Annotated in this window: 23 protein-coding genes; 16 read left to right on the top strand and 7 right to left on the bottom strand. The window is 45.8% G+C overall.

Translation table 11 applies throughout. The features are described from left to right. Nucleotides 1-45 precede the first annotated feature (45 nt). The 5 genes from M0R47_RS14900 (at nt 46) to M0R47_RS14880 (ending at nt 2,894) form a co-directional block, all read left to right on the top strand. Complete coding sequence (locus M0R47_RS14900; RefSeq protein WP_292556223.1) at nt 46-621, top strand: DUF4124 domain-containing protein; 576 nt, start codon at nt 46-48, stop codon at nt 619-621. Nucleotides 622-627: 6 nt separating this feature from the next. Next, the gene (locus M0R47_RS14895; RefSeq protein ID WP_292556221.1) at nt 628-1,458 is read left to right on the top strand and encodes an SDR family oxidoreductase; all 831 of its coding nucleotides are present in this window, start codon (nt 628-630) and stop codon (nt 1,456-1,458) included. A 2-nt stretch (nt 1,459-1,460) separates the two neighbouring features. Next, the gene (locus M0R47_RS14890; protein ID WP_292556219.1) at nt 1,461-1,652 is read left to right on the top strand and encodes a CPXCG motif-containing cysteine-rich protein; all 192 of its coding nucleotides are present in this window, start codon (nt 1,461-1,463) and stop codon (nt 1,650-1,652) included. Between the two features lie 238 nt (nt 1,653-1,890). Beyond that, nucleotides 1,891-2,283, top strand: coding sequence for a hypothetical protein (locus M0R47_RS14885; RefSeq protein ID WP_292556217.1), 393 nt, complete (start codon nt 1,891-1,893; stop codon nt 2,281-2,283). Between the two features lie 230 nt (nt 2,284-2,513). Then, entirely contained in the window at nt 2,514-2,894 is a 381-nt protein-coding gene (locus M0R47_RS14880) for a hypothetical protein (protein ID WP_366513230.1), read from the top strand. 143 nt (nt 2,895-3,037) lie between these two features. Here M0R47_RS14880 and mmoC read toward each other — a convergent pair whose 3' ends face one another. Both mmoC and hcp read right to left on the bottom strand, forming a co-directional pair. Then, nucleotides 3,038-4,072: an aromatic/alkene monooxygenase hydroxylase FAD-binding subunit MmoC gene (gene mmoC / locus M0R47_RS14875; RefSeq protein WP_292556214.1), complete on the bottom strand. Its 1,035-nt coding sequence runs from the start codon at nt 4,070-4,072 to the stop codon at nt 3,038-3,040. A gap of 137 nt (nt 4,073-4,209) precedes the next feature. Further along, nucleotides 4,210-5,877, bottom strand: a complete 1,668-nt coding sequence (gene hcp, locus M0R47_RS14870) for a hydroxylamine reductase (protein ID WP_292556212.1) — start codon at nt 5,875-5,877, stop codon at nt 4,210-4,212. Nucleotides 5,878-6,063: 186 nt separating this feature from the next. On the opposite strand from hcp, the gene norR reads away from it, so the two are divergent. Then, on the top strand, nt 6,064-7,614 hold the full coding sequence (gene norR / locus M0R47_RS14865; RefSeq protein ID WP_292556210.1) for a nitric oxide reductase transcriptional regulator NorR: 1,551 nt from the start codon (nt 6,064-6,066) through the stop codon (nt 7,612-7,614). A 127-nt stretch (nt 7,615-7,741) separates the two neighbouring features. Here the strand turns inward: norR and mnmE are convergent, their stop codons facing one another. Genes mnmE through rpmH form a run of 5 tightly spaced genes read right to left on the bottom strand, consistent with a single transcriptional unit; the run spans nt 7,742 to nt 11,578 of the window. Further along, nucleotides 7,742-9,130, bottom strand: a complete 1,389-nt coding sequence (gene mnmE, locus M0R47_RS14860; protein WP_366513231.1) for a tRNA uridine-5-carboxymethylaminomethyl(34) synthesis GTPase MnmE — start codon at nt 9,128-9,130, stop codon at nt 7,742-7,744. Between the two features lie 17 nt (nt 9,131-9,147). Further along, entirely contained in the window at nt 9,148-10,857 is a 1,710-nt protein-coding gene (gene yidC / locus M0R47_RS14855; RefSeq protein ID WP_292556207.1) for a membrane protein insertase YidC, read from the bottom strand. After that, complete coding sequence (gene yidD / locus M0R47_RS14850; protein WP_292556205.1) at nt 10,850-11,083, bottom strand: membrane protein insertion efficiency factor YidD; 234 nt, start codon at nt 11,081-11,083, stop codon at nt 10,850-10,852. Before yidD ends, yidC begins: the two co-directional genes overlap by 8 nt. After that, complete coding sequence (gene rnpA / locus M0R47_RS14845; protein ID WP_292556203.1) at nt 11,065-11,433, bottom strand: ribonuclease P protein component; 369 nt, start codon at nt 11,431-11,433, stop codon at nt 11,065-11,067. Before rnpA ends, yidD begins: the two co-directional genes overlap by 19 nt. Before the next feature lie 10 nt (nt 11,434-11,443). Further along, complete coding sequence (rpmH, locus tag M0R47_RS14840; protein ID WP_081466895.1) at nt 11,444-11,578, bottom strand: 50S ribosomal protein L34; 135 nt, start codon at nt 11,576-11,578, stop codon at nt 11,444-11,446. A 168-nt stretch (nt 11,579-11,746) separates the two neighbouring features. Here rpmH and dnaA point away from each other — a divergent pair, with 168 nt between their 5' ends. The 10 genes from dnaA to M0R47_RS14790 all read left to right on the top strand — a co-directional run. After that, nucleotides 11,747-13,063, top strand: a complete 1,317-nt coding sequence (gene dnaA / locus M0R47_RS14835; RefSeq protein WP_292556201.1) for a chromosomal replication initiator protein DnaA — start codon at nt 11,747-11,749, stop codon at nt 13,061-13,063. 188 nt (nt 13,064-13,251) lie between these two features. After that, entirely contained in the window at nt 13,252-14,352 is a 1,101-nt protein-coding gene (gene dnaN / locus M0R47_RS14830; RefSeq protein WP_292556199.1) for a DNA polymerase III subunit beta, read from the top strand. A gap of 10 nt (nt 14,353-14,362) precedes the next feature. Continuing rightward, on the top strand, nt 14,363-15,439 hold the full coding sequence (recF, locus tag M0R47_RS14825; protein WP_292556197.1) for a DNA replication/repair protein RecF: 1,077 nt from the start codon (nt 14,363-14,365) through the stop codon (nt 15,437-15,439). A gap of 42 nt (nt 15,440-15,481) precedes the next feature. Then, nucleotides 15,482-17,944 (top strand): DNA topoisomerase (ATP-hydrolyzing) subunit B, encoded by a 2,463-nt coding sequence (gene gyrB / locus M0R47_RS14820; RefSeq protein ID WP_292556196.1) that lies wholly within the window; start codon nt 15,482-15,484, stop codon nt 17,942-17,944. An 819-nt stretch (nt 17,945-18,763) separates the two neighbouring features. After that, the gene (locus M0R47_RS14815) at nt 18,764-19,156 is read left to right on the top strand and encodes a helix-turn-helix transcriptional regulator (protein ID WP_292556194.1); all 393 of its coding nucleotides are present in this window, start codon (nt 18,764-18,766) and stop codon (nt 19,154-19,156) included. A 166-nt stretch (nt 19,157-19,322) separates the two neighbouring features. Beyond that, nucleotides 19,323-20,078, top strand: a complete 756-nt coding sequence (locus M0R47_RS14810) for a TnsA endonuclease N-terminal domain-containing protein (RefSeq protein ID WP_292556192.1) — start codon at nt 19,323-19,325, stop codon at nt 20,076-20,078. Continuing rightward, a complete protein-coding gene (locus tag M0R47_RS14805; protein ID WP_292556190.1) occupies nt 20,017-21,975 on the top strand; it encodes a Mu transposase C-terminal domain-containing protein in 1,959 nt (652 codons plus the stop codon). The genes M0R47_RS14810 and M0R47_RS14805 overlap by 62 nt, the downstream gene beginning before the upstream one ends. Next, on the top strand, nt 21,968-22,939 hold the full coding sequence (locus M0R47_RS14800) for a TniB family NTP-binding protein (protein ID WP_292556189.1): 972 nt from the start codon (nt 21,968-21,970) through the stop codon (nt 22,937-22,939). The genes M0R47_RS14805 and M0R47_RS14800 overlap by 8 nt, the downstream gene beginning before the upstream one ends. After that, nucleotides 22,936-24,780, top strand: coding sequence for a TniQ family protein (locus M0R47_RS14795; RefSeq protein ID WP_292556187.1), 1,845 nt, complete (start codon nt 22,936-22,938; stop codon nt 24,778-24,780). The genes M0R47_RS14800 and M0R47_RS14795 overlap by 4 nt, the downstream gene beginning before the upstream one ends. Before the next feature lie 377 nt (nt 24,781-25,157). Then, nucleotides 25,158-25,835, top strand: a 678-nt coding sequence (locus M0R47_RS14790) for a helix-turn-helix domain-containing protein (RefSeq protein WP_292556185.1), incomplete at its 3' end; no start/stop codon positions are given.

The raw sequence follows: 25,835 nt of genomic DNA, 5'->3' as shown, positions 1-25,835 counted from the left end.
ATACTCTGGGAAATGTTGTTTACGATGGTAAAACCGAGGAAAAAAATGCGTATTACTCTGCTTATTTTAGGAAGCCTTTTTTCGACCTGTACTTTTGCAGGCATTTACAAATGCACTGACATTAATGGCAAAACGGACTATCAGTCCAAGCCTTGCGATTCGGCACATAAGGCGATAGAAATTAATGTTAAAACAGGCGGCTTGACCGACTTGCAGCAGAAGGAGAAAGAAAAACAGGCTTTAGAGCAAAAGCAACAGGAAGAAAAGCTTGAGCAGGAACAGATATCCAAAAAGCAAATTCAGCTTAAGCAAGACGCGATGAGCGAAAGTGCAAAAAACCAGTTCCTTATTAAAAATAATCCCGAGAAATTTTCCGCCTTTTCTATCCCGCCTTATGCTCCGGATCAGTTGCCGGTTTTAGTTCAAAGCTTTCAATCCAGACTTCCTGATATTGAGCGTTTAAGAGGGAAAGCCGCTGAAAAAGCGTTGGCCTCAGGGCAATGCACACGCGTTGAATCATCCGAACTGCATAATCAAAGCACCAAGAAAACATTAGTCTTTTCAGTTAGCTGTAGCAGTGGAAAAAATTTCCAATTTACCGAACCTGAATTAATCAAATAGTTACTAATGAACTCGTCAAAAACCATTTTAATTACCGGCTGCTCCACCGGCATTGGCTACACTACTGCGGTTGAATTAAAAAAGCGCGGCCATACGGTTATTGCTTCGGCAAGAAAACAGGAAGATGTATTCCGGCTGCAACAGGAAGGCTTTACCGCAATCCAGCTGGATCTGGCCGATAGCGATAGCATTCAACAAGCGGTCAACTCGGCAATTAAATTAAGCGACGGTAAAATCGACGCGCTGTTTAACAATGGCGCTTTCGGTCAACCCGGCGCTGTTGAGGATTTATCCCGCGATGTACTCAGGTTTCAGTTTGAGACTAATTTGTTTGGCACGCATGAGTTGACCAACCTGATCATACCCTTGATGCGAAAACAGGGGCATGGCCGCATTATCTATAACAGTTCAGTATTGGGCTTGGTCGCGATGCGTTATCGGGGAGCTTATAATGCCAGCAAATTTGCATTGGAAGGTTTGGCCGATACCTTACGCCTTGAGCTTTACGGCACTGATATTCACATTTCGCTGATTGAGCCTGGGCCGATTCTGACCGAGTTCAGAAAAAACTCTTTGGCTCTCTATAAGAAAAATATAGATGCTACGCACAGCTACCATAAAGAAATTTATCAAACCATGGAAGCCCGTTTGCAAAAAGAAGGGGCCGCCGTTCCGTTTACGCTTCCGGCTTCTGCCGTTACCAAAAAAGTTATCCACGCACTGGAAGCCAGACGACCTAAAGTGCGTTATTACGTTACTTTCCCAACCTATTTGTTTGGCTTTCTTAAACGCATTCTGCCCCTGCCCTGGTTGGATGCCCTGCTTAGAAAGGTTTAGTCATGCACGATCTCAATGAAATCATTATTGTTTGTCCCTATTGCGGCGAATCCCTGGATGTATTGGTAGATACCAGCTCAGGCCCTCAACAGTATTACGAAGACTGTTCGGTTTGCTGCCGGCCTATTTTATTTATTGTGTCCGAAGATCAGGCTGGGGAAATGGTTCTTGACGTTAAAAGAGATGATGAATAACGCTGTTTTTATAAATGCTATTTTCATCTGAGTGATAAGACGGCTGCTATGCGAGGCCTTATAACCATTTAATTTTAATGGTAATTATTTCTTTAAAATCAAGCGATTAATTTTTTCTGTGCTAGAATGCCGTGCAGTATTAGCCATTCATTATGTTGGATTTTTGCTTTTTAGCATTAACTCTCATTTTTAATAGTTATGCTAAACACAAAAATATATAACATCATAGGTTTAACGAATGAAAGTATTAAAAAAAATCGCAGTTTCTGTTGCTATCGCAATATCAATGGCGGCAGTTTCATCAACAACTTTTGCTGCTGAAAAAAAAGACGGCAATGCTGTTGTTAGAGAAGCCGCTGAAAATACAATTTCTAAAATCGAAGAAGCGATTAGCTTAATCGAAAAAGGGGCCAGCAAAGATGAGACTTCAAACACCATTGCTGAAGCTCGCCAATACCAAAAAGAGTTTCGTTATGAGTTAACTGAACGTCTTCGCCAAAGAGCCAATGATAAATTGAGAGTAGCTCGTGAAGCTGTTGAAAACGGCGACAATAAATCAGCCGAAGAAACATTAAGAGCCAGTTTAGCCCAATTTAAAGAAATGAAAGTAACTTACGACGCAGGACACTAAGTCGCAAGTTATCCGCTGTTAAGTCAGATTCAATCATTTGTAGAGTGTTTGAATCTGATCTTTAATTCAAAAATAAACCTTACTAAAAATCGTTTTTTTCATTCTTCGACTGCTAGTTGTACAGTTTCAATATGTGTTAGAATTTATGCCGGTATATGGCTATTGGTATAAATAGTTACACATCCAATTTAATTAAAATATAACAATCACTTGTCGAGTGGAATATGAAAATGTTAAAAAAAATCTTACTGGCTTCATTAATTGCAGCTTCTATGGGTGCTGTTTCAACTTCAGCTATGGCAGAAACTGATAAAGGAAGAGTTACCTATGCTCCCGCAGATGCGATTAACAATGTAAGCGCTAAAATCAAAGTTGCGATTGACGCTGCGGCTTCAGGTACACAGGGCGATGCACTTGCCGATCTGATCAAAGATGCGTCTGATTTAAGCAAAGAAATCAATGCTAACGATAAAGTTGATAGAGCTCGCGCATCAGCTAACAACGTTCTGAAATCAGCTAAAAAACTTGCCCAAGAAGGCAAGACACAAGAAGCAGAAGAAGCATTAAAAGAAGCAGCAAAGAAATTTGAAGCTTTGAAAAGCTTAATCTAAGAATGACCTGACCCTATCAGGAGAGCATTTGTTTTCCTGATAGGGTTTTTACCGCTTTCTGTTTTTCGGCCACAAGCCGGTGCTCTCTCCCTTCCGAATTATTTCAATTCTTTCTTGACCGCTCGTTTCAGATCCCCCGGTCTTTAAGCCGGCAAAAATCTCTCGCTCAATATTTGGTCGGCAGGTACGCCTGTGGCTTTAGCGGCCGCTTCGGCAGCATCGAGCAGAGCCGGCGGGCCGCATAGATAAATATCGGGAAACACCGTCGCATCCGCCAAGTCTTGGGCCAAGGCATCAACCGGCGTACCGCAAAAGCCCTGCCAATTGTCATCAGGTTTCCATACGCAAAAAACCACCTGAAGCTGGGGCAGTTCCGCCTGCAATGCCTTCAACTCGGCCTGGAAAAACAATTCTTCGCTGCGGTTTGCACCGAAATAAAGCCGTGCCGGATGCGGTTCCTGAAACTCGGCCATACGCCTTAACATAGACAGCATCGGCGCCAAACCGGTGCCACCAGCCACAAACCAACGTGGCTTAAGGCCGTTTTCAGACAAGCCGAAAGCGCCTTTGGGACCGTGAACGATCAAGGTCTGCCCGACAGCGGCCTGTTTTTGAAGCCAAGTGGAAAAAAGTCCGCCGGGTTGCAGACGGATCAAAAATTCCAGCCGGCCTTCCCAATTGCCCGTATTAGCAAGCGAATAAGCGCGCTTGATGCCCTGCCCCGGCACTTCCAGTTCCATGAACTGGCCAGGTTCAAATTCGGCAACGCTGCCGCCGTCCTCATCCGGCGCCAGAAGCAATTCCAGGCGCAAGGTGTTTTCGCCGACGGAATCGATAGCGGTAATTTCAGCGTTTCTGACCTTGATTTCACCGATCAGGATACGGTCATGGGCAAAAGGCAAGTCAATACGCAAATCGCTACGCGGAAAGGTGCAGCAAAGCAAGGTGCCTCCCTGTGCTTCATCGTCTACGGGCAGTGCGGCTGGGTTGTGTTTACCCAAGGTAAACTCGCCATCAGTGACATTGGCATAACACGTGCCGCAATTACCCTGCCCGCACTGGGCAGGCAAAACGATGTGGACGCTGGCGGCGGCAGCCAGCAGATTCTGGTCGGCGGCGCATTCAAAACGGAGCTGTTCTCCGTCTCGGGTAGTCAGTTCAATAGCGTGAGTATTCATGTTTTGTTTGGACTCCAAAAAATGCCGCCGGAAAGGCTGTGAATATTCAAGCTTTCTTTGAAAAAAGGGATTTCAAAGTAGAAGTAGGCTGAATGGTTACAAAGACTTGTGCATTTCCGGCGGCGGGAGAAATAAAATTATGCGGCTTTACGCGACAGCGCTGCTTCGATATCGGCCGACGCAGTAGTGATCGGTATTAGCCCGAACTTATCCACCAGCACCTGCACCAGGTTAGGCGTCAGGAAAGCAGGCAATGTAGGGCCAAGGCGAATGTTGCGGATACCCAGAGCCAGCAAAGTCAGCAATACGGCAGCGGCTTTTTGTTCAAACCATGACACGATCAGGGACAGCGGCAGCTCGTTCACGCCGCATTCAAAAGCGCCGGCCAGCGCAGTGGCAATTTTGATCGCCGAGTAGCTATCATTGCATTGGCCTAAATCCAGCAGACGCGGAATGCCCCCGATATCGCCGAAGTCATGTTGATTAAAGCGGTATTTGTTGCAGCCCAGGGTCATAACCACGGTATCCTCTGGAGCCTGCTCGGCGAACTCGGTGTAATAATTGCGGCCGGGAGCTGCGCCGTCACAGCCGCCAATCAGGAAGAAATGGCGGATGGCGCCGGACTTGACCGCGTCAATCACTTTATCCGCCACGCCCAAGACCGCATCGCGGCCGAAACCGACGGTAATCGATTTTTCAATGGCGTCATCTTTAAATCCCGGCAATGCTTGAGCTGCCTGGATTAACGGCGCAAAATTCTTGTCGCTGATGTGGCGCACGCCGGGCCAGCCTACCGGGCCTGCGGTAAAAATGCGCTGACGGTATTGGGGTTGCGGCTCGATGATGCAGTTGGAGGTCATCAAAATAGGGCCCGGAAACTCGGCAAACTCTTTTTGTTGATCCTGCCAGGCGCCGCCGTAATTGCCGGCTAGATGCGGATAAACCTTAAGTTTTGGGTAGGCATGGGCGGGCAGCATTTCGCCGTGCGTGTAAATATTGATGCCTGTGCCTTGGGTTTGCTCCAGCAAAGCGGCCAAGTCGCCGAGATCGTGGCCGGACACCAGAATGGCCTTGCCTTTGATCGGCGTGACGCGTACTTGGGTCGGCTGCTGCGCACCGAACGTGCCGGTGTTGGCCTCATCCAATAATGCCATGACTTCAAGATTTAACGTACCCAACGCCATGGCCTGATTCAGCAACGCTTCAACATCGGTAGGATCATTACTAAGAAAATCCAGCGCATCTTCGATGCCGGCATAAACCGTATCGCTTTCCTTGCCCAACACATAGGCATGGTGTGCATAGGCGCAAACGCCTTTGAGGCCGTAAAGCACTAACGAACGCAGGCCGATAATGTCCGCGCCGACTTGATCGAGCCCGGCATTGATGCCTACACCGGCAGCCTGTTTGAGCATCCCGTCCATGTCGGCGGCCGGTTCCCAGGCAGCAGCGCCGGCAAGTTGTTCAGGCGTAAGGCCAGACGCAAGCGCCGCCTGAATATAGCTCGCCTTGACCCGGTCCCTTATCTGCGCAGCTTGCTGTATCAGCGCGACAAAGCGGGTCGCGTTGAAGTTCACATTGGTCAATGTCGTGAACATCGCGTACAGCATGAAGTCTCCTGCCGCATTATCCGGGGCATTCAAAGCCCGGGCTCGCTTGGCGTATTGGGCAATGCCCTTGACGCCGTATATCAGCAGATCCTGCAAATCGGAAGTCGTGGCATCTTTGCCGCACATGCCTTTGGCGGTTGCGCAACCGCTGACGGCATTGGAGCGGTCGGTTTGTTCGCATTGGTAACAAAACATCAGGTACTCTCCTCAAGCTTGAATAGCTTTATTTAAGATCGAACGGTTTATTGGATTTTTCCAATCTCTTGGGTAAGAGCATTTACCATGCCAAGCGAAAAACCTTGTATTTTCTGGTTTAATTAAGGTATCGTTGTGTTATTAACATCATTATTAAGCTGTCTAATTAACATCGGCGTTATCACTATGACGACAAACTTATTTTCCAGCTCGCTAATTTCCATTGTTGCCGACCTATCCACAAACATGTCGGCAGAACAGCGCTACCAGCGCTTATTGGCGCATCTATGCCGGCTTTTTCCCTGCGATGCGTCCGCGTTGCTCAAATTTGAAGACCCTTGCCTGATACCGCTGGCGGTTAACGGCTTGTCGGAAGATACTCTGGGACGGCGATTTATGATCAGCGAACATCCACGTTTGGCGCAGATTCTGTCCTCCGATCAATCGGTACGCTTTGCCGCCGACTCCGACCTGCCCGATCCCTATGACGGCTTAATTGAAACCGATAACGATGAATTGCTGGTGCATGACTGTATGGGCGTCAAGCTGTTTATCGATGGCGAACCTTGGGGCGTTTTGACAATGGATGCGCTGTCTCCCGGCACTTTTGACAATATAGACCCGGTTCAGCTAAGCACTTTTATCAGTCTGACTGCAGCGACGGTCAAGGCGGCGGAGCTGATTACTTTGCTGGAACAGCGGGTGCGCTATGCGACCCAGGCGTTATTCAAGGAACACACTGATCACGACATGATCGGCGACAGCGAGTGCATGCGGAAATTGCGCAATGAAATTTCCATCGTTGCGCCGTCCGAATTGGCCGTGTTGATTTTGGGTGAAACCGGCGTAGGCAAGGAGCTGGTTGCGCGGCGCATTCATCTGGAATCGAATCGTGCGGATCAAGTCATGGTCTACGTCAACTGCGCGGCATTGCCTGAGAGTATTGCCGAGAGCGAATTATTCGGCCATATCAGAGGCGCGTTTTCCGGCGCGACCGGCGACCGGACCGGTAAATTCGAGCTGGCCAACGGCGGCACGATTTTTCTTGATGAAATCGGCGAGCTGCCGCTTTCGCTTCAGGCCAAGCTATTGCGCACCTTGCAAAATGGCGAGATACAGCGCGTCGGCAGCGATAAACAAATCAAGGTTAATGTACGGATTATTGCCGCAACCAACCGCAACTTGCAGCAGGAAGTCGCGGCGGGGCAGTTTAGGCCGGATCTTTACCACCGTTTGGCCGTCTATCCCATGCATGTTCCGTCATTGCGTGAGCGGGAGAAGGACGTGCTGTTGCTGGCTGGCGCTTTTTTGGAAAGAAACCAGCAGCGCCTGGGCATTAAAAAGTTGCGCTTGGATCAGGATGCCAAGAAAGCCTTATTGGCTTACCACTGGCCGGGCAACATCCGTGAATTGGAACACTTGCTCAGTCGGGCGGCGCTTAAATCGGCCACACCGGAAAATCGCCAAGCGGATTTTATAACCCTATCTCTCGCTTATTTGGATATAGTGCCGGAACCGTTGAGTGATACGCCTGTCAAAACTGGAGCAGACACATCAAAAACATTATCCGCACCAATAGATTTTAAAAGCGCAGTTGACGAGTTCCAGAGACAACTCATCCAACAGCAGCTTGTCGCCCAGCAGGGCAATATGGCGGCTACGGCAAGAATGCTGGGGCTGGACCGGGGTAATTTTCACCGTTTGCTGAAACGGCTTGCAGATAAAGCGGAAAGTTAATTGCATGCAGGTCGGCTTCAAGCTATTTTCAGGAAATTTGAAAACTTGGGACGCCAGCGTTGGAATAGCCAGACTGGCTATTTGATTTGGTTATGCTAAATCAAGGACAGATTAGCTGTGGCGTTAACTACTTGCCGATACAAAAGCTGGAAAATATTTTCCCGAGCAAATCATCCGAAGTGAATTTTCCGGTAATTTCCGCAAGGCTCATTTGCGCCTGTCTTAAATCTTCGGCGACCAATTCTCCGGCTTGGCTGCTTTTTAACTGGTCTAAGGCGCTTTCAACAAATTCATGGCCTTTGTTTAACGCTTCAATATGCCGTCTTCGGGCGATGAAAACATTGTCGGTCGCTTCGTTAAAACCGACGCTCTGTTTGAGGTGTTGTTTTAGCAGCTCCATGCCGTTGCCGGTTTTTATCGACAAATAGATTTGGGTACCAAGTTCGGTTTGTTTGATTTCCGGTTCCAGTCCCAGCAAGTCTATTTTGTTGTAGATCTGGGTGATATTGCTACCGGACGGCAGCGTTTTTAATATCGATTCTATGTCCGGTTCTCTTGCGTCGATCAGCAATAAGATTTTATCGGCGTTTTTGATTTCCTGATGGGCTCTGCGGATGCCTTCCTGTTCTATCGCATTGTCGCTTTCGCGCAAGCCCGCGGTGTCGATAATATGCAAGGGCATGCCGTCCAGCTGGATACGTTCTTTCAATACGTCGCGCGTGGTTCCGGCTATATCGGTGACTATCGCGGCTTCATGTCCGGCCAGCGCATTTAACAGGCTGGATTTTCCGGCGTTGGGTTTGCCTGCCAGTACTACAGTCATGCCGTCACGCAGCAGGCGGCCTTGTTGCGCCGTTTGTTGGATTCGTTCGATACGGTTCAGTATTTTAACCATCCGGTTTTCGACTACGCCGTCAGTCAGAAAGTCGATTTCTTCATCGACAAAATCAATCGCCGCTTCGACATAAATCCTGAGTTCGGTCAGTTCTTCAACCAGCTCATTGACCTGTATCGAAAAAACGCCCTGCATCGATTTTTGCGCCGAACGGACCGATTGTTCGGTGCTGCTTTCAATCAAGTCGGCGACGGCTTCGGCTTGGGCCAAGTCGAGTTTGTTATTAAGGAATGCGCGTTCGGTGAATTCGCCGGGATTGGCTAAGCGCGCGCCCAGCGATAAAACGCGCCGCAACAGCATATCCAATACGACCGAACCGCCGTGGCCCTGAAGTTCAAGGATATCTTCGCCGGTGTACGAGGCCGGGGCCGGAAAGTAGAGAGTGATGCCGGAATCGATCACTGAGCCGTCTTCATCGGTAAAAGATGAGTACTGGGCCAGCCTGGGAATTAAGGGTTTGTCGCCAGGGATGGAGTGTATGCCGCTGGCCTGTTGTGAACAGGCGCGGCGGACTAGATGTTTGGCGATTTCGGAAACTAGAGTGCCCGAAATGCGAATGATACCGACACCGCCGTTCCCTGGCGGTGTTGCAATGGCTGCAATCGTATCTGGGTTTTCTATATCCACTTTAGCCTGGGTTAAGCAGTTTTAGCAATCTGCCTGGTGATAACCGTCTGCTGAATGATAGACAGGGTATTGTTGACTACCCAGTATAAAACCAGACCGGCCGGGAAGAACAGGAAGAAGATGGTAAAGACGATAGGGAACATCTTCATCACTTTAGCCTGTATCGGATCAATCGGCGCAGGGTTTAAGCCTTGCTGGATTTTCATGGTGATGCCCATGATGACCGGCAATACATAAAACGGGTCTTGGATCGATAAGTCTTGTATCCATAACATGAAAGGCGCTTGACGGAACTCGACGGTTTCGCTCAATACCCAGTATAAGCACATGAACACCGGGATCTGCACCAAAATAGGCAAACAGCCGCCCAGTGGGTTGACCTTTTCTTTTTTATACAGCGCCATCATTTCAGTATTGAAACGCTGTCTGTCGTCGGCAAAACGCTCTTGCAGTTCTTTAAGACGCGGCTGAATTTTGCGCATCTTGGCCATTGATTTGTAGCTGGATTGAGACAATGGGAAAAACAGCAATTTAATACACAGCGTTACGCCGATAATAGCCACGCCCCAGTTACCGACGGCATCGTGGATCTGGTTTAATAACCAATAAATCGGTTTGCCGATAAAAGTCAAAAAGCTGTAATCGACAGTCAATTCAAGACCTGGCGCTATGTTTTCCATCATCGGCTGGATTTTAGGACCGGCGAATAATCTGGCAACAAATTGCGCGTCAGTATTTGCGTTAACGGTTACCGCTGGAGAATAAGTCCCGATAACGTATTGGTTGTCATTCAACGACTTGGTATAGAAATGGTTGTCCTGGTCGGCGGGCGGAATCCACGCAGAAGCAAAGTAATGCTGAATCATTGCTGTCCAACCGCCTTTGGTCGCAACATCAAGATTTTCATCAGCCATGTCATCAAAGGCGATTTTTTGGTATTTTTCTTTTTCGGTATAAATAACGCCACCGTCATAAGCTCTCATACCGCCAGTCAGCATTCCGCCCTTGCTGGAAGTATCGGGAACTCTGAGTAACTGGCTGTATTGTCTGCCTGTCCAAGGCTTGCCGGAATCATTTTTGACATTCTGTGCCAGCGTTATCTCATAACTGCCGGGTTTAAAGGTAAACAGTTTGGTGACAGTCAGACCATTATTATCAGTCCATGTTAACGGCACTGTTAAACTGTCTTGTCCCGGTTTTAGTTCGTAGCTGGTTGCTTCAGCCTTAAATACCGTGTGGTGAGTTGGCGCCGTCGCAAAACCGCTGTCGGCAATTAAGCCGCTTTGCGCAACAAATAATTTTTCTTGGCTACTGTCAAACAAGCGGACTGGATTGGTGTTTTTTTCCGCAACAGGCAAACCAACCATTGTGCGTAATTTGTCTACAACAGTGTTGGGTTTTTCTACCGGGTAGTTCAGTAGATCCAGATTCTGGATGGTGCCTCCTTTCAGATCAATTTGAAGAGCCAGCACATCGGTTTTAATCTTGATGACATTGGCGGAGGACGTCGTTGATAACGGAACGGCTGCGGTATTTTGCTCTGCCGGAGCTGTTTGGGCTGATGCCCCAGTGGCAGAAGGTAGATCTTCTTTGGTATTGGCTAGAGGGTCTGTAATAGCGGCAACTTCAGGTTTCGGGCCATAATCCAGTTGCCAGGCTTGCTGTAGCATAAAAACAAGCATTGCAAAAGTAACGATCAGTATAAATCTTATATTATCCATTCTTATTACCAAATTTTTCTGGAACGGGATCAATGCCACCTTCATGGAACGGATGGCATTTTAATAATCTTTTGAGGGTGAGATAAGAGCCGATAATGGCCCCGTGGAGCTGAAGCGCTTCCAGAGAATAACTTGAACAACTTGGATAGAAACGACATCTGTTTCCAAGCAGGGGACTAATAAAGTATTTGTAAAACTTTATTATTGCTATGAGTATGAATCGCATCGGGATACCAGCTTAAGCCAATGCCTTTCCAATGATTTTCTTAACAAATCCAGCGGAGCATCTACGGCTTCTCTACGAGCCAAAACAACAATATCAATATTCCCCAAACCATGTTGTTTCATTCTAAAGTTTTCCCGGACAGTTCGTTTAATTACATTCCTTTGCACTGCCTTTCTTATATTTTTTTTAGCAATTGCCAAGCCTAGCCTCGGATGATCAAAATCATTCTTTATGGCTAATAGGGTAAAATATTGGTCGCTTGATTTTACAGGCTTAGCAAAAACCTTTTTATATTCAGCCGGTTTTTTTAACCGTAACTGCGGGGGGAAACTAAAAACTTCTTCAGTCACCAACCGTCAACTAAACGGTTAACTGGGCGCGACCTTTTGCTCTGCGAGCATTAAGAACTTTACGGCCGCCTACTGTTGCCATTCTTGCACGGAAGCCGTGAGTTCTTACGCGTTTGATTTTACTTGGTTGGTATGTTCTTTTCATTTTACTTAAGGCCTGATCGGATGAGTGTTAACAAAAACAGATAAAAAAGACAGCGGATGATAAAATAAACCATTAGGCCTGTCAATTCTATAGACCAATGTTTTATTGCTGTACAGTGATAAAAAGCAAAATTACACTATTAATTATAATCAACTTTTTACTATTTCGATGAGCTCAATTTGGAACAATTGTCTTTCTAAACTTGAAAATGAAATTTCGGGTTCTGACTTCAGTACATGGATAAGGCCCCTTCAGGCCATAGAAACCGAAGAACAAATAAAATTACTGGCGCCCAACCGATTCGTATTGGACTGGGTTAAAGAGCATCATTTTGCAAAAATTGAAGAAACGATTCATGAGTTTTCCAACGGAACATTAAATCTAAGTCTGGAAATCGGTTCCAAAAATTCAACCGTTGCGACGGCCGCCAAAATAGTCAAGCCTGCCGGTCCCCAAAAAGCCAGTCCTAATTACCTCAATAAGGCGTTTACGTTTGACAATTTTGTTGAAGGTAAATCCAATCAGTTGGCGAGGGCTGCTTCGATACAGGTTTCTGAAAATATCGGCAAAGCTTATAACCCACTGCTTATTTACGGCAGTTCGGGTTTGGGTAAAACCCATATGATGCATGCGATAGGCAACGCGGTTTTGCAAAAAAATCCATCAGCCACTGTCGTGTATCTGCACTCTGAAAAATTCGTCCAGGATATGGTCAAGGCCTTGCAACAAAATGCGATTAATGCCTTTAAAGAATTCTATCGCGGCGTTGATGTGCTTTTAATTGACGACATTCAATTCTTTGCCGGCAAGGAACGCTCCCAGGAAGAGTTTTTTCATACCTTCAACACGCTGCTGGAAAAGAAGCATCAGGTGATTCTAACCTGCGACAAGTACCCCAAGGAAATTATAGGCCTTGAAGACCGCTTGAAATCACGGTTTGGCTGGGGGCTTCCTGTTTTAATCGAGCCGCCTGATATGGAAACCCGAGCCGCTATCTTAATGAAGAAAGCCGCTTTGGTTAATATTGAGCTGGCTCAGGATGTGGCTTTCTTTATCGCTAAACGGATTCCATCCAACGTTCGGGATCTGGAAGGCGCTTTAAGGCGGGTCATTGCCAACGCCCAGTTTACCGGCCGCGAAATTACCATCGAGTTCACCAAGGAAGCGCTGCATGACTTAATTTCGTTGCAGGATAAATTGGTTAATATCGACAATATCCAGAAAACGGTTGCCGAGTATTTTAAAATTCGCGTTGCAGATTTATCTTCTAAAAATAGAAAGCAGTCCATTACCAGGCCACGGCAAATAGCTATGAGCCTAGCCAGGGAGCTGACATCGCATAGCTTTCCTGAAATCGGCGATGCCTTCGGCGGTCGCGACCACACCACGGTAATGAATGCCTGCAAAAGAATTTCCGAGTTAAAAGAGGCTGATAACAAAATCGCGGAAGATTATTCCAACCTGTTGAGAACTCTGTCGCATTAACCTGGAGCAACCTGTGGATAAAATGCATTTTTGCCAGTGCCGTTTAGTTAACAACAAACCGCACACGTTAAAATAGCATCCTTAACCACACTATTTATAACAACACAGCTAATTGATTATTAAGGATAAAAACCTGTTATCAACAGTTTCCTTTTAAGCTAGTAGTAATAATATAAAAATATTCTTTTATGAAATTTATTATTAATAGAGAAGAACTTCTGCTTCCGTTGCAGCAAATAGTCAGCGTGATAGAAAAAAGGCAAACGATGCCTATTCTTTCCAATGTCCTGATGGTTATCGAAGAAGACCAGCTTACTTTGACAGGGACTGATCTGGAAATTCAGATTATCGCAAAAATTAATATCGCAACGGCGACACCCGGTTCAATTACGGTACCGGCCAGAAAGTTCCTGGATATTTGCAGGCTTCTCCCTAATGGAGCTGAAATCAAATTTGAGTTGCAGGGCGATAAAGTAAAAATCGCCTCCAGCCGCAGCCGTTTTTCGTTGAGCTGTTTGCCCGCGGATAATTATCCTGAGTTTGCTGAATCGGAATTAGAGAGCCACTTGTTCATCAATGCCGGCAAGTTTAAAAAGGCGCTCGATAAAACCGTTTTCTGCATGGCTAATCAGGATGTCCGTTATTACCTGAATGGCTTGTTGTTTAATGTTTCCAACAGTAAGTTGAAGCTGGTTGCATCGGATGGACACCGTTTATCCATCTATGAGGATATTCTGGATCAGGCTACCGGTATTGAAGCCCGGATTATTCTCCCGAGAAAAGGCGTTCTTGAACTGAGCAGGCTGCTTGACGACCCGGATGCTGAATTGAAAGTCGAGTTTTCCAGCAATAATATTAGAATTTTTATCAAGAACCTGATTTTCTCGGCAAAACTGGTGGATTCTAAATATCCTGATTTCGGGAAAGTCTTTCAGCAGGAGTTTTTCAATCAAATCCACATTCAAAAGCAGCTTTTAAAAGAAGCATTGACCCGGGTCGCCATCTTGGCGAATGAAAAATTCAAGGGCGTGACCTTTGACATCAGCTCCGGCAGTCTAAAAATGAGTACCCATAATCCTGAGCATGATGAAGCCGAGGAAGAGCTGTTTATTGAATACACAGGCGAGCCCTTAACGATTGCTTTTAATGCCCAGTACTTATTGGACGCTGTTTCAAACCTGGATTCCGAACTTGCGGTTCTGACCATTGCGAGCAATGCCAGCAGTTGTTTTATCGATGAACCTGGCGATTGCGGGTACAAGTTTATTGTTATGCCCATGAGACTGTAATATTGCAGCTATGAGTTTGTTGAAATTGGATATTTACGGCGTTAGGAATATCCAACAGGAATCTATGTATCCTTCACCGGCGATCAATCTTATTGTCGGTGAAAATGCCAGTGGAAAAAGCGCTCTTATTGAAGCCATTTTTATCTTGGGACGAGCGAAGTCCTTTCGCTCGTCAGCCATCAAGTCTGTAATCAATTTTAATCAAAATCATCTGATAGTCTCAGCGAAAATCTTGCAGAAGAATGGCAACCGCCTGCATTTGGGAATCCAGCTGGATGGTAAAAACATCGAAATCCGCATCAACCAGCAGTCGACGCAAAAACGGTCGGATTTAGCTTACGCATTGCCGTTGCAGCTTATTCATCCCAAAAGCTATGAACTGCTCGATGCCGGCTCGCAAGTCAGACGGGAATTTTTGGATTGGGGCGTTTTTAATAACGAACAAAATTTCCTGTCGGCATGGCGAAAATTTAAAAAAGCCTTAATGCAACGTAATGCCTTGCTGAAAACAAGGCGGCTTGAGCAAATCAATGTTTGGGATAATGAACTCGTTTATTACGGTACAATAGTCGATAGCTACCGTCAGCAATATTTGCAAAAATTCAAGCCGGTTTTTATCGAGATTGTCGGCAGATTTCTTTCCCTTGATGGAATCGATCTAAAGCTTGTATCAGGTTGGGATACGTCAAAAGAACTGAGTCGGGTCTTAATCGAAGATCAGGATAAAGATTTGCGTTATGGATTTACGCATAGCGGACCGCATCGCGGGGATTTTCAATTATTAATCAATAACCGGTTAGCAAGGGATTTTGTTTCACGAGGCCAATTAAAGCTGTTGGTCATGAGCTTGAAACTGGCGCAGGTTCAATTGCTTGCCAATGAGCAGAGCCAGACCGGCTGCATATTGATTGATGATTTTGCGGCAGAACTTGATGTAGTTAACCGTGCCAAGTTACTGCGTTACTTGTCAGAGATGGCATGTCAGGTATTTATAACGGCTACAGAAGAAATTGATTTTGGCGATTTAAGCCAGATACAAAATTACAAAATGTTCCACGTGGAACATGGCACCATAAAATCCGTGTAGTGTTCCACGTGGAACATTCGCAACCCATAGGAAAAAACAAGCATGAGTAACTCCAGTGATCAAGTTGTCGAAACGTCAAGCCCAACGGCCGCTGTAACTGCTAGGCCTGAATACGACAGCACCAATATTCAAGTATTAAAAGGATTGGACGCCGTAAGGAAAAGACCGGGCATGTATATCGGCGACACGGATGACGGTTCCGGATTGCATCACATGGTTTTTGAAGTCGTCGATAACTCGATAGATGAGGCTTTGGCAGGCTACTGTAAAGAAGTCAGAGTGATTATTCACAGCAATGGCTCGGTCTCTGTTTCTGATGATGGTCGAGGCATTCCGGTTGACATTCATAAAGAAGAGGGCAGATCAGCGGCGGAAGTCATTATGACCGTGCTGCATGCCGGCGGTAAGTTTGATGATAATGCTTATAAGGTAAGCGGCGGCTTGCACGGCGTCGGTGTGTCGGTTGTTAATGCCCTATCCGAAGAGCTGAACCTTGAAGTCCGCAAGAACGGGCAGCTGTACAAGCAAAAGTACCGTATGGGAGAGCCGGTCGCTCCTTTGGCCGCAATAGGGCCTGCCGAAGGCTCCGGCACGCTGATTAACTTTAAGCCCAGCTCCGAAACGTTTACCGATGTCGAGTTTCACTACGACATCCTGGCAAAAAGGCTCAGGGAGTTATCATTCCTGAACTCAGGCGTACGCATCAGCCTAGAAGACGAGCGCTCCGACAGAAAAGACGTATTTGAGTTTGAAGGCGGCATAGGCGCTTTTGTCGAACATCTCAATAAAAACAAAACGCCGCTGTTTCCGGAAGTATTCCACTTCATTGCGGAAAAGGAAGGCGTTACCGTTGAAGTGGCGATGCAGTGGAACGATTCCTACCAAGAGAATGTGTTTTGCTACACCAACAACATTCCGCAACGCGATGGCGGCAGCCATTTGGCCGGTTTCCGCGGCGCTTTGACCCGAACCATCAATCAATACATTGAAGCCAGCGGTTTGGCTAAAAAAGAAAAAGTACAAACCACCGGCGATGATGCACGGGAAGGCCTGACGGCGGTATTGTCGGTTAAAGTGCCTGATCCGAAGTTTTCCTCTCAAACCAAAGACAAGCTGGTTTCTTCGGAAGTTAAACCACTGGTCGAATCGACGATGAACGAGAAACTGCAAGAATTCCTGCTGGAAAAACCGCAAATAGCCAAAGCTATCGTCGGCAAGATTGTTGAGGCCGCCCGCGCTAGGGAAGCAGCCCGTAAAGCGCGTGATTTGACGCGCCGCAAAACCACATTGGATATTGCCGGGTTGCCGGGCAAACTGGCCGATTGCCAAGAAAAAGATCCCGCGTTATCCGAACTGTTCCTGGTGGAAGGGGACTCTGCGGGCGGATCGGCCAAGCAGGGCAGGGACCGTCGCACCCAAGCCATTCTGCCGCTAAAAGGAAAAATCCTTAACGTAGAGAAAGCCCGCTTCGACAAAATGATTTCATCGGAAGAAGTCGGAACATTAATTACCGCGTTAGGTTGCGGCATAGGCAAGGACGAATACAACCTGGCTAAACTGCGTTACCACCGCATCATCATCATGACCGATGCGGACGTCGACGGATCGCACATCAGAACCTTGTTACTGACGTTCTTCTACCGCCAATTGCCCGAAATCGTAGAAAAAGGCTATATCTATATCGCCCAGCCGCCGTTGTACAAAGTTAAAAAAGGCAAACAGGAGCATTACGTGAAAGACGATGCCCAGTTGAATGAATACCTGATTCAGCTCGCGCTGGATAAAGCCCAGCTTTTTACCGACGTATCTGCGCCGCCGATTCAAGGGCAGGGTCTGGAAAAACTAGCCAAACTGTTTACCGACGTAGACAGCATCAACAACCGTTTGTCCAGGCGCTACGACGAGGTTTTCCTGGAGCAGTTTGCCTATATGGCTGTAATCAGCGATGAACTCAAGCAAGATCAGCAAAAGCTTACCGCGTGGTTTGCTGATATGGAGCAGCGGTTGACTGACTCTGACAGCAAGGCGGTATACACCGTTGAGCTGGACTACAAATCAAGTAGTGAGTTTTCGGTTGTGGTTAATAAACGTCTCCATGCAATAACCAAAACCTTCGTCCTGCCGTCGACTTTTTTCAACGGCAAGGATTATCAAAAGATTGCGCAATATGCCCAAGATACAGCAGGCATGTTTAACGAAGGCTCATTCATGCAAATGGGCGAAAGACAGCAGCCTGTCAGCAACTTTAAGCAGGCTTTTGAATGGATGATGAAGGAAATCAAAAAAGGTCAGCATATCCAGCGTTACAAAGGTCTGGGCGAAATGAACCCCGAACAGTTGTGGGAAACCACGCTGGATGCCAATAACCGCCGCTTGCTGCAAGTCAGGATTGAGGACGTGATTGCTGCTGATGAGATTTTTACAACGCTGATGGGTGATGTGGTCGAGCCGCGTAGGGATTTTATTGTTAAGAATGCGTTGGATGTTACTAATCTGGACGTGTAATTTGTCGGATGTCGGATCTCATAATTTATGAAATAAATCTCACAATTGTGAAATGAAATCTCATAATTAATGAAATGAGTTCTAACGGTCCAGGATGATCACATCCAAAATAAGCGTAGACTGGGTAGAGTGATAGCGAAACCCAGTTTACGGATTCGGCTACTGTTGTTCAACAGTAAGCGATACCTCATGAAATAGGCGTGAAAGTATCTGTTGGCTGAGCGGTTGATAGTGATTCAGCATTTTGGCCAGTGTTCGGCCCATTGATTCATCTGTCAGCCAACTGAATAGCGGTTTGCCAGTTTCGTTTTGGACGGTCGGTTGACCGTTTCCCTTTGACAATAGGTACAGTTAGCTGGTGCTTTATTGTTTTTCAGAGATAGTTGGATGTGGATATGGTCTTGCTCCTTCTATTGTATTCCCGATAATGTAGGACGAAGGGAACACGTCCTCGCTCTTTACAAGGAGTCTCACGCAACGAACGAGTGAGGTTGGTAAGGGGTAACTGGTGACCGCTTTCGATTAAAACAGCCCGCTCCGAATGTGAGTTCACGCAATATTTTCCAGTGAGTTGACGCCATAAAGGGAAAGGGACATGCAGCAGGTGCGTATGTTCACCAAAATTTAGCCGCTAAAATATCATGACAAATTAGTACAAGCATACGTGATACCTTCTTGCTTTTATAAGGTTTATTGCTTGCTTGTGTGCTTATTTGTTTCGATATATCGAATAAGTTATTGATTGTAAAAATAAATTGCTTAGTAATGAAAATTTATTTATTCTTAGATCAGAAATTCACTGATTAAGAGTGCTATTCAATGACACCGTTTGGATTGTTTTTAGAGAAAATTAGGCGTAGCCGTCAACTGCAACAAAAGCGACTAGCGGCAGAAGTAGGTATTCAAGCGAGCTATGTCAGTTCTTTGGAAAAGGGTCGAAAACCGCCGCCATCCAAAAAAATACTGGAAAAGCTCATTGATGTATTGAATCTGGACGAAGATGAGCAATTGAATATGTGGGAGTGCGTTAAACAATCCAAACGGTCATTGGAATTGCCTGACGGTATGATGCCATCTGAGTATCAATTCATAAGCAAATTAAGTGAAAAGTTAGGCTCATTAAGCGAGGAACAGATCACACTTATGATGGGCATCCTTGCTTTGAACATCAACAAGAATAAACACCTAAATTCAGGGAGAATGAATATGTAAAGTGCAACACGGAACAAACCAGTCGGCTTGTCCCGCGCTGCAAGCGAAGTAGATACCCCGCCCTCAGAAAGTATAGTATCTCCCCGCTCAAAGCTCTCGTCAAGCCAACTCTGGCCAAATTACCACTAACAGAAAACTTTATTACCTTATTTGGTAAGGAATCGTTATGTCTATAGATTTTAATGACGAGCATGAAAACGCTGGTCAGGACACCTCTTTGCGCCTGATCATTACACCGCAACCCAAAGCCGAACGAGCAAGAGAACCAGTGACACGGTCTCGGGGGCTGGTCAGAGGACAATTCCCATCGACCAAGATGAAGCGCATGATTGCCTGGGAATCACAACTGGAACAAAAAGCCTGTTACCACTTTGAGTTTTCTCCTGCCGTTGTGTCGTTTCGCGAGCAACCACTCACACTCAGCTTTCCTACGCAGAAAGGGTTAGGTAAGTACACTCCGGACTTTGAGCTGATTTTGCATGACGGCGAAATCTGTTATGTCGAAGTAAAACCCTTATCCAAGTTACGCTCACCGCAAGTAATGGAGCGGTTGCAGTTGGCTCATCAGTTCTTAGCCGAAAAAGGCTACAACTTCATCGTATTGACCGATGAGGAACTCAATTTTCCCAACCGAATCAGAAATTTTTCGATACTACGACCCTATCTGCGATTTGAGATCCCTGTTCAGATTTTAGAACAGGCCAAAGCTTGGATGACTCATACGAGCGATCCGACCTTGGAAGCTATCAGCGGTTTTTTGGGATTGCAATCCACTGCTTTTGCGTTGCTCGCACAGCTGCATATAGGCTTTGATTTTGACGAACCACTCTGCCACACCAGCTCACTTTTTACCCCCGTCAATGGAGATCATCACCATGAAACTAGCCTCTTTGCATACCGGACAGGACCTGATTTTAAATAATGTACCGTACCGGCTGATCCGCATGCTGGAAGACGGTCAGTGCCAATTGGAGCGGAAAAGTGATTTGGCATTAAGCAGTTATTCCAAGCAGGAACTCCTAGGCTTTCTTAGTACGGGACAGCTCGTGTTATGCGGACAGCAGAGCCTTATAGCAACAACAGAAAATGATCTGCGGTTCGATTGCGATTTATCCGCGTATCCTGAAGCAATACAACAACAGGTTTTTTACCGATTTAACTACGTAAAAAAAGCCGACGAGTTATATGGCGAGAACGTCACTTGCCAAGGATTATCCCGAGTAATTAAGTCGGTTGCACAAGAGTGCAATGATCCTCACCCACCGTCGCCACTCACTGTTTACCGCTGGTGGAAACGGTGGATAAAAGCGGATCGGTCTATTACCGTCCTGATTAAAAATAAAAGGGGACCTAAAAATAAGCGCCGGATTATCAGAGAATTGGCGCAAGAAGCACAACAACTTATTGAAGAAATCTATCTGAAACGCGAAGGGGGCAGTATTCAAGATGTCTATGATGCCCTTGATCGCAAAATTAGAGCGCTGAATAGCAGTCGAAATACACCTATTCCTACGCCCAGCAGAGCAACAGTTTATCGCTATATCGCAACCTATGATCAACACTTAGTCATGGCTGCCAGAAAAGGGAAACAAGCCGCCGACCGGCATTATCGGGCGACAGGCAAAGGTCCAGAGCCCGAATACATACTCGAGCGGGCCGAGGTTGATCATACTCCGCTGGATTTGCTGATTATTGATGACGTGACCGGGTTAACGATCGGCAGGCCCACAGTTACGTTCATTATTGACCGCTATTCCCGTTTGCCGCTGGGATTTGAAGTGGGGTTTGAGCCACCGTCAGAACTCGCGGTGATGCGAGCGCTTCGACGCGCGATTCTGCCGAAAACTTATGTAGCGCAGGAATACTCGGAGGTCGAAAATGAATGGCTTGCCTATGGCATTCCTTCTAACTTGGTTTGTGACAATGGCTTGGAGTTCCACTCCCATCAACTGAGACGCATGTGTGCAGAGTTGAATATCGAACTGACATTCTGTCCGAAAAAACAACCTCATTACAAAGGCGCCATTGAGAGATTTTTGGGCACCTTTAATCGACAAGTCAGCCACAAAGTGGAAGGAACAACCTTTTCTAATATCGAGCAGCGGGGGGATTATGATGCGGACAAATCAGCCTGTTTAACATTGGCTGAGTTCAAAAAACTACTCCATGTCTGGCTGATTGATGTTTATATTCAAACTCCTCATAAAAGCCTAGGCATCACACCGGCACTGGCTTGGAAAGACGGTCTTAAAATGATTGAACCTGTTCTGCCAGAAAGCAAAGAAAAGCTGGATCTAATTTTGTCCATTCAGAAAAGTCGCCAATTAAATCATGAAGGCGTGCAACTTAAGGGATTGATGTACAACTCGTCGGAACTGGCCACTTTGCGCAAACTAGGTATTGCTAAGGTCAACATTCGGATTAATTCAGAAGATTTAGGTGAGATATGGGTATTTGATGAACATCAGGGTGATTACCTTAGGGTGCCCTGTACCTATGCAGAATACGCCAGTAAGCTCACTCTGGCACAGCATCTATTAATACGCCAACACAACAACCAAACGAATGCTGAGCGTGTCGATATCGACTTATATCAGCGTGGAAAAGATAAACTACGCCAGTTAATCGAAGAGGTCAGCAATAGTAAGAAACTCAGCAAGCGCAAAAAAGCCGCCCGTTATAAAACAGAAGGGCTTAATCTGGCTGCTTTTTCATCTAATACGCTACCGGAAAAAGTCAGTGAGCAGTCTGACAAAGATTATCGCACTGACGACATACCTGACTTTGACGTAGACAGCAAGGAAACTGATCATGTTTGACCAGAGCGCGCTCAATCAAACATGGGCCGTTGTGTCCAGACTCATTATTAAGCATCCTGCGTTTAATGAAGCCTATCAATTGCTTAAAGAGGCTTATCTTTTTAATCAGCAAACTGGGTTAACTAAAAATTATTGGGTAGTCGGTCCAACGGGCACAGGCAAAACCACCCTAATGGATATGCTGGTTAAAGAGTTTCCACCTGTAGACCGTGTTGATCGGAAGAGCATTCCCATATTGGCAATCAATATCCCAGCCTTGCCCACCATCAAAAATCTGGCAGAAGAAATTCTGGTTCAATTGGGTGATCCTCTTTTTCATCGGGGTTCAGCCATCGATAAAACCATACGCATCCTGCATTTAATCAAAGCTTGCGACATCAAACTGATCTTGTTCGATGAAATGCAACATTTCGTCGACCGAGGCCATAAACGAGCTCCAGCAGAAGTAGCCGATTGGTTGAAAACCCTAATTGATAAAGCCCAGGTATCAACCGTGATTATGGGGCTGGAGCGTACGCAAATCATTCTTGATGCTAATGAACAACTGCGTCGGCGTTTTTGTCGGCGCATCGACTTAAAACCTTTCGATCTGGAGTGTCCGACAAGCCGAAGCCATTTTCTCGGTGTAATAAAAAAAATTGATGAGGCATTGGCCATGTCGTCTCGACTGGACTTACAGCAAGACGGTATTGTTAGGCAATTACACTTTGCCACTAACGGGACTATGGACTACATGGTCAAACTGATGCTGGGCGCTTATCAAATCGCTATAAATCGCAATATGCCCGGAATTGATCGCCAATGTCTGGAACAGGCGTTCAGTGACTCAATATGGGTTGAAGGTGTTGGCAAGATGAACCCGTTTAGTCTGCAGTTTATTGGTCAAAGGCTGGATAAGCGCGGCATGGTCTTCTATAAGGCCCCTGTGTTAGAGGTAATCCGGAGCAAGGAGAAAAAGTTATGACGGACGAACAACTAACATTAATTTGTCCTCCTGTCCGTACCAGCTGCTTTTCTGATGAAAATCCGATTAGCTTCTTAGTAAGGCTTGCCAATCAGAATACCTATCCCTCCTATCGATGGTTACTTTCTGGCAAAAGCACAGAAACAATCAATTACGAGCTGTTATACAACACCCTTTTGGCGACAGATTGGACTGGCTATCAGCAAACCGTTCCTGAGCTTCAAGAAATATGTTCTTTATCCAATATACATATCAATTCTTCGCGGCTGCGCTATTGCCCACTATGCCTTCAGGAAGAGTCATACTGGCGCATTGGTTGGCAAATAAAGCTAGCTGCAGCCTGTACCAGACACCAGATATGGCTCCGTGACTTATGCCCACACTGCCATAGAGAATATAGCTTTTTAAAAGCGCATAAGAATCAATGTGTATGCCTTGAACAACTAACTAATGCAGAAGCTGTGCCAGTTCCACCATCCGTCCTTCAGATGCAGCAATTTTTGGAGAAAGGCTTGCTGAATCAACAAAATAATTTATTCGACACCAATCATCAGCTATCTATTGTGGAACGGTGTGAGCTCATTGCATTCATGTTGAAATGGCAAGACATTGGAGAAGATCTGGCCAAGCCTACGCGGCAGAAATTAGAGTATGTGAGTGATTTTCAAGATAACGTTATTCGATGCGCCGAAGCACTTTTTTCCGATCAGAATAGTTTCTGGCGTTTTTTACAAACAATACATTTATCTCATGCGAGCTACATTGATATCCAACAGAAACGGCTAGTTTATTTTTACCGGCAATTCCTTAAACAATTTTTTAAGCCGTCTTTTCAACCACTAAGAGACATAGTCGAGAACTATGCAACAATGAACTTAATCCGAGATATAACCGACAAGCACACGCTTTTCAGTCCAAACGCCAAAAAAGTTCAGCTATGGTGCTCATTCCAAAAAGCCTGTAAGGAATATGGTATTGCCAGTTCTGTATTGAGCAGAGCAATTACAGATAAACAGGTTAAAGTCCATCACGAGTATGCAGAGAAATATACCAAAAGCGCAGTGTATCGCCCTGACTTGGAAAAAATTTTGCCCCATCTAAAAATGTTAATCCCTGCAAATTTTGCAGCTCACATTTTAGGAGTAACCAAAGCCCAGTTTTCTCAGTTGCAAAACAGTGGTTGCTTTAAATTCGAAACACCACCACGTATAGGCTATTGTTCAACATGGCAATATTCACAACCTGAACTCAGCGCCATCATCGAAAATATCAACAGAGGAGCAGCACCAAGCACTTCAGCTTGCCTAACCATATCCCAAATCATGCAATATCACATCCAAGGCAGGATTGAAATGCCCTTCTTGCAACTGATCAAGGCAATACTATCAGGCCGGCTCATCGTCAGGAAATCCGATCCTCAAATATTAAAAATACGTGCATTATCCATTGATGGGAAAGAATTCATGCGCTGGTTAAATAATCTGCGTCCCACTCCAGAATATATGTCAGTGACCGAAGCCTCTAAGTTATTAGGCATACACGAAGAATTTACCTATCAGCTGGTAAACCGGGGCTACCTTCACCATAAAATGGACTCCAGAAATGCCAAAGTCATTTTTCCCGATCATATAAGGCAATTTAAGCAAGATTATGTAATTTTATCCAAACTGTCGGAAGAGTCCGAAATGAGTTCAGCAAGAATTGTTGAAATCTTGGAGTCACTCGAAATATTTCCTGCTGACCACAAACATTATGACAAGCTTAGACAGAAGTTATATACCCGTGCTGATATTCTGAAGACAGGCTTACTCTATCGCTATGTTCAATATTTACCGGAGTAATTGGTATGTAAACAGCTGCCATAAAGCAAAATAGCAACTATGACTAAGGCAAAGTCAGTCACATCACTGATGATAAACGGAGGCATTAGCCACCACTTGAGTTAACCGATAACTTACAATCCCAGCCGAGTTTCCATTGCTCGAGTTCGGCCTATTAAGCTGATAAAGACAATTTGCGTACTTGCATTCTCTGTCAAAGCCACTGTGGCGACGCCTCAAATACATCCGGTTTCCTATTGTATTACAAGGGATTGAGATATGTTTGAGTTTAGGTAGCAAGAAACAGTTTCGTGTCAAAATGAAATATTTCATAAATTATGTTTTATTTTTAGGAATGTTTCTATATCATTACAGCATAGTTTCTTGTAGAGGTGTTTGTGGTAGAGAAAGAAATCAATGTAAGTCAAGGCGAACTAGGTCGATACCTAATGCTAGTCCGTGACCGCGCAGGCTTAACGCAATCAGAATTGGCAAAGCGTGTTTCATTAAGTCCAGCAGTATTATCAAGAATTGAAAGTGGTGACCGCCAAGTCACACTTCAGGAAGTTCGAGATATTTTGATTCAAATAGGTAGTCAGGAAGCTGCAGAGCTTTCAGACTCCCTTCAACGCGCATGGAAAGTGTTGCCAAGACCAAACCTAGATCACCCTGATCAGCGTTTGCTTTGGGAAGCCGAGCAAATCGCATGTGAATTAGTCGAACTTCGCGATCAGCCAGAAACTCCACATGCTTTTGAACGTCGTCTTTCTGAATATATCGAAGAGTTAACGCGTAGCGCTAATCTACTTTTGAAACGTGACCATCAAATCGCGTTTATAGGAAGCATAGGCGTTGGTAAGTCAACAGCTATTTGTCGCATGACAGGGCTTGAAACAACCAAGGAGGATGGTTCTCTTGCTCCCGTGCTTGAAGTCGGCGCGGGCGGTATTACGGTATGCGAAGTCCACTTGCGGACAGGGCCTGAATATGGATTGCTTATCGAGCCTCGCAGCGACGACGAGATTCGGATGGACGTTGCTGATTTGGCTGATTACGTCCTTATTAAAGGCAAACCG

Source organism: Methylobacter sp. (assembly GCF_023227905.1).
Taxonomy (GTDB): Bacteria; Pseudomonadota; Gammaproteobacteria; order Methylococcales; family Methylomonadaceae; genus Methylobacter_A.
Note: the sequence above shows the minus strand (reverse complement) of the source record. Positions and strands in the feature narration are given on the sequence as shown.

Bases quoted from the DNA above. Each gene is read 5' to 3' on its own strand.
- M0R47_RS14900 (WP_292556223.1), top strand. From the start codon at position 46: ATGCGTATTACTCTGCTTATTTTAGGAAGCCTTTTTTCGACCTGTACT.
- M0R47_RS14895 (WP_292556221.1), top strand. From the start codon at position 628: ATGAACTCGTCAAAAACCATTTTAATTACCGGCTGCTCCACCGGCATT.
- M0R47_RS14890 (WP_292556219.1), top strand. From the start codon at position 1,461: ATGCACGATCTCAATGAAATCATTATTGTTTGTCCCTATTGCGGCGAA.
- M0R47_RS14885 (WP_292556217.1), top strand. From the start codon at position 1,891: ATGAAAGTATTAAAAAAAATCGCAGTTTCTGTTGCTATCGCAATATCA.
- M0R47_RS14880 (WP_366513230.1), top strand. From the start codon at position 2,514: ATGTTAAAAAAAATCTTACTGGCTTCATTAATTGCAGCTTCTATGGGT.
- mmoC (WP_292556214.1), bottom strand. From the start codon at position 4,072: ATGAATACTCACGCTATTGAACTGACTACCCGAGACGGAGAACAGCTC.
- hcp (WP_292556212.1), bottom strand. From the start codon at position 5,877: ATGTTTTGTTACCAATGCGAACAAACCGACCGCTCCAATGCCGTCAGC.
- norR (WP_292556210.1), top strand. From the start codon at position 6,064: ATGACGACAAACTTATTTTCCAGCTCGCTAATTTCCATTGTTGCCGAC.
- yidC (WP_292556207.1), bottom strand. From the start codon at position 10,857: ATGGATAATATAAGATTTATACTGATCGTTACTTTTGCAATGCTTGTT.
- yidD (WP_292556205.1), bottom strand. From the start codon at position 11,083: ATGCGATTCATACTCATAGCAATAATAAAGTTTTACAAATACTTTATT.
- rpmH (WP_081466895.1), bottom strand. From the start codon at position 11,578: ATGAAAAGAACATACCAACCAAGTAAAATCAAACGCGTAAGAACTCAC.
- dnaA (WP_292556201.1), top strand. From the start codon at position 11,747: ATGAGCTCAATTTGGAACAATTGTCTTTCTAAACTTGAAAATGAAATT.
- dnaN (WP_292556199.1), top strand. From the start codon at position 13,252: ATGAAATTTATTATTAATAGAGAAGAACTTCTGCTTCCGTTGCAGCAA.
- recF (WP_292556197.1), top strand. From the start codon at position 14,363: ATGAGTTTGTTGAAATTGGATATTTACGGCGTTAGGAATATCCAACAG.
- gyrB (WP_292556196.1), top strand. From the start codon at position 15,482: ATGAGTAACTCCAGTGATCAAGTTGTCGAAACGTCAAGCCCAACGGCC.
- M0R47_RS14815 (WP_292556194.1), top strand. From the start codon at position 18,764: ATGACACCGTTTGGATTGTTTTTAGAGAAAATTAGGCGTAGCCGTCAA.
- M0R47_RS14810 (WP_292556192.1), top strand. From the start codon at position 19,323: ATGTCTATAGATTTTAATGACGAGCATGAAAACGCTGGTCAGGACACC.
- M0R47_RS14805 (WP_292556190.1), top strand. From the start codon at position 20,017: ATGGAGATCATCACCATGAAACTAGCCTCTTTGCATACCGGACAGGAC.
- M0R47_RS14800 (WP_292556189.1), top strand. From the start codon at position 21,968: ATGTTTGACCAGAGCGCGCTCAATCAAACATGGGCCGTTGTGTCCAGA.
- M0R47_RS14795 (WP_292556187.1), top strand. From the start codon at position 22,936: ATGACGGACGAACAACTAACATTAATTTGTCCTCCTGTCCGTACCAGC.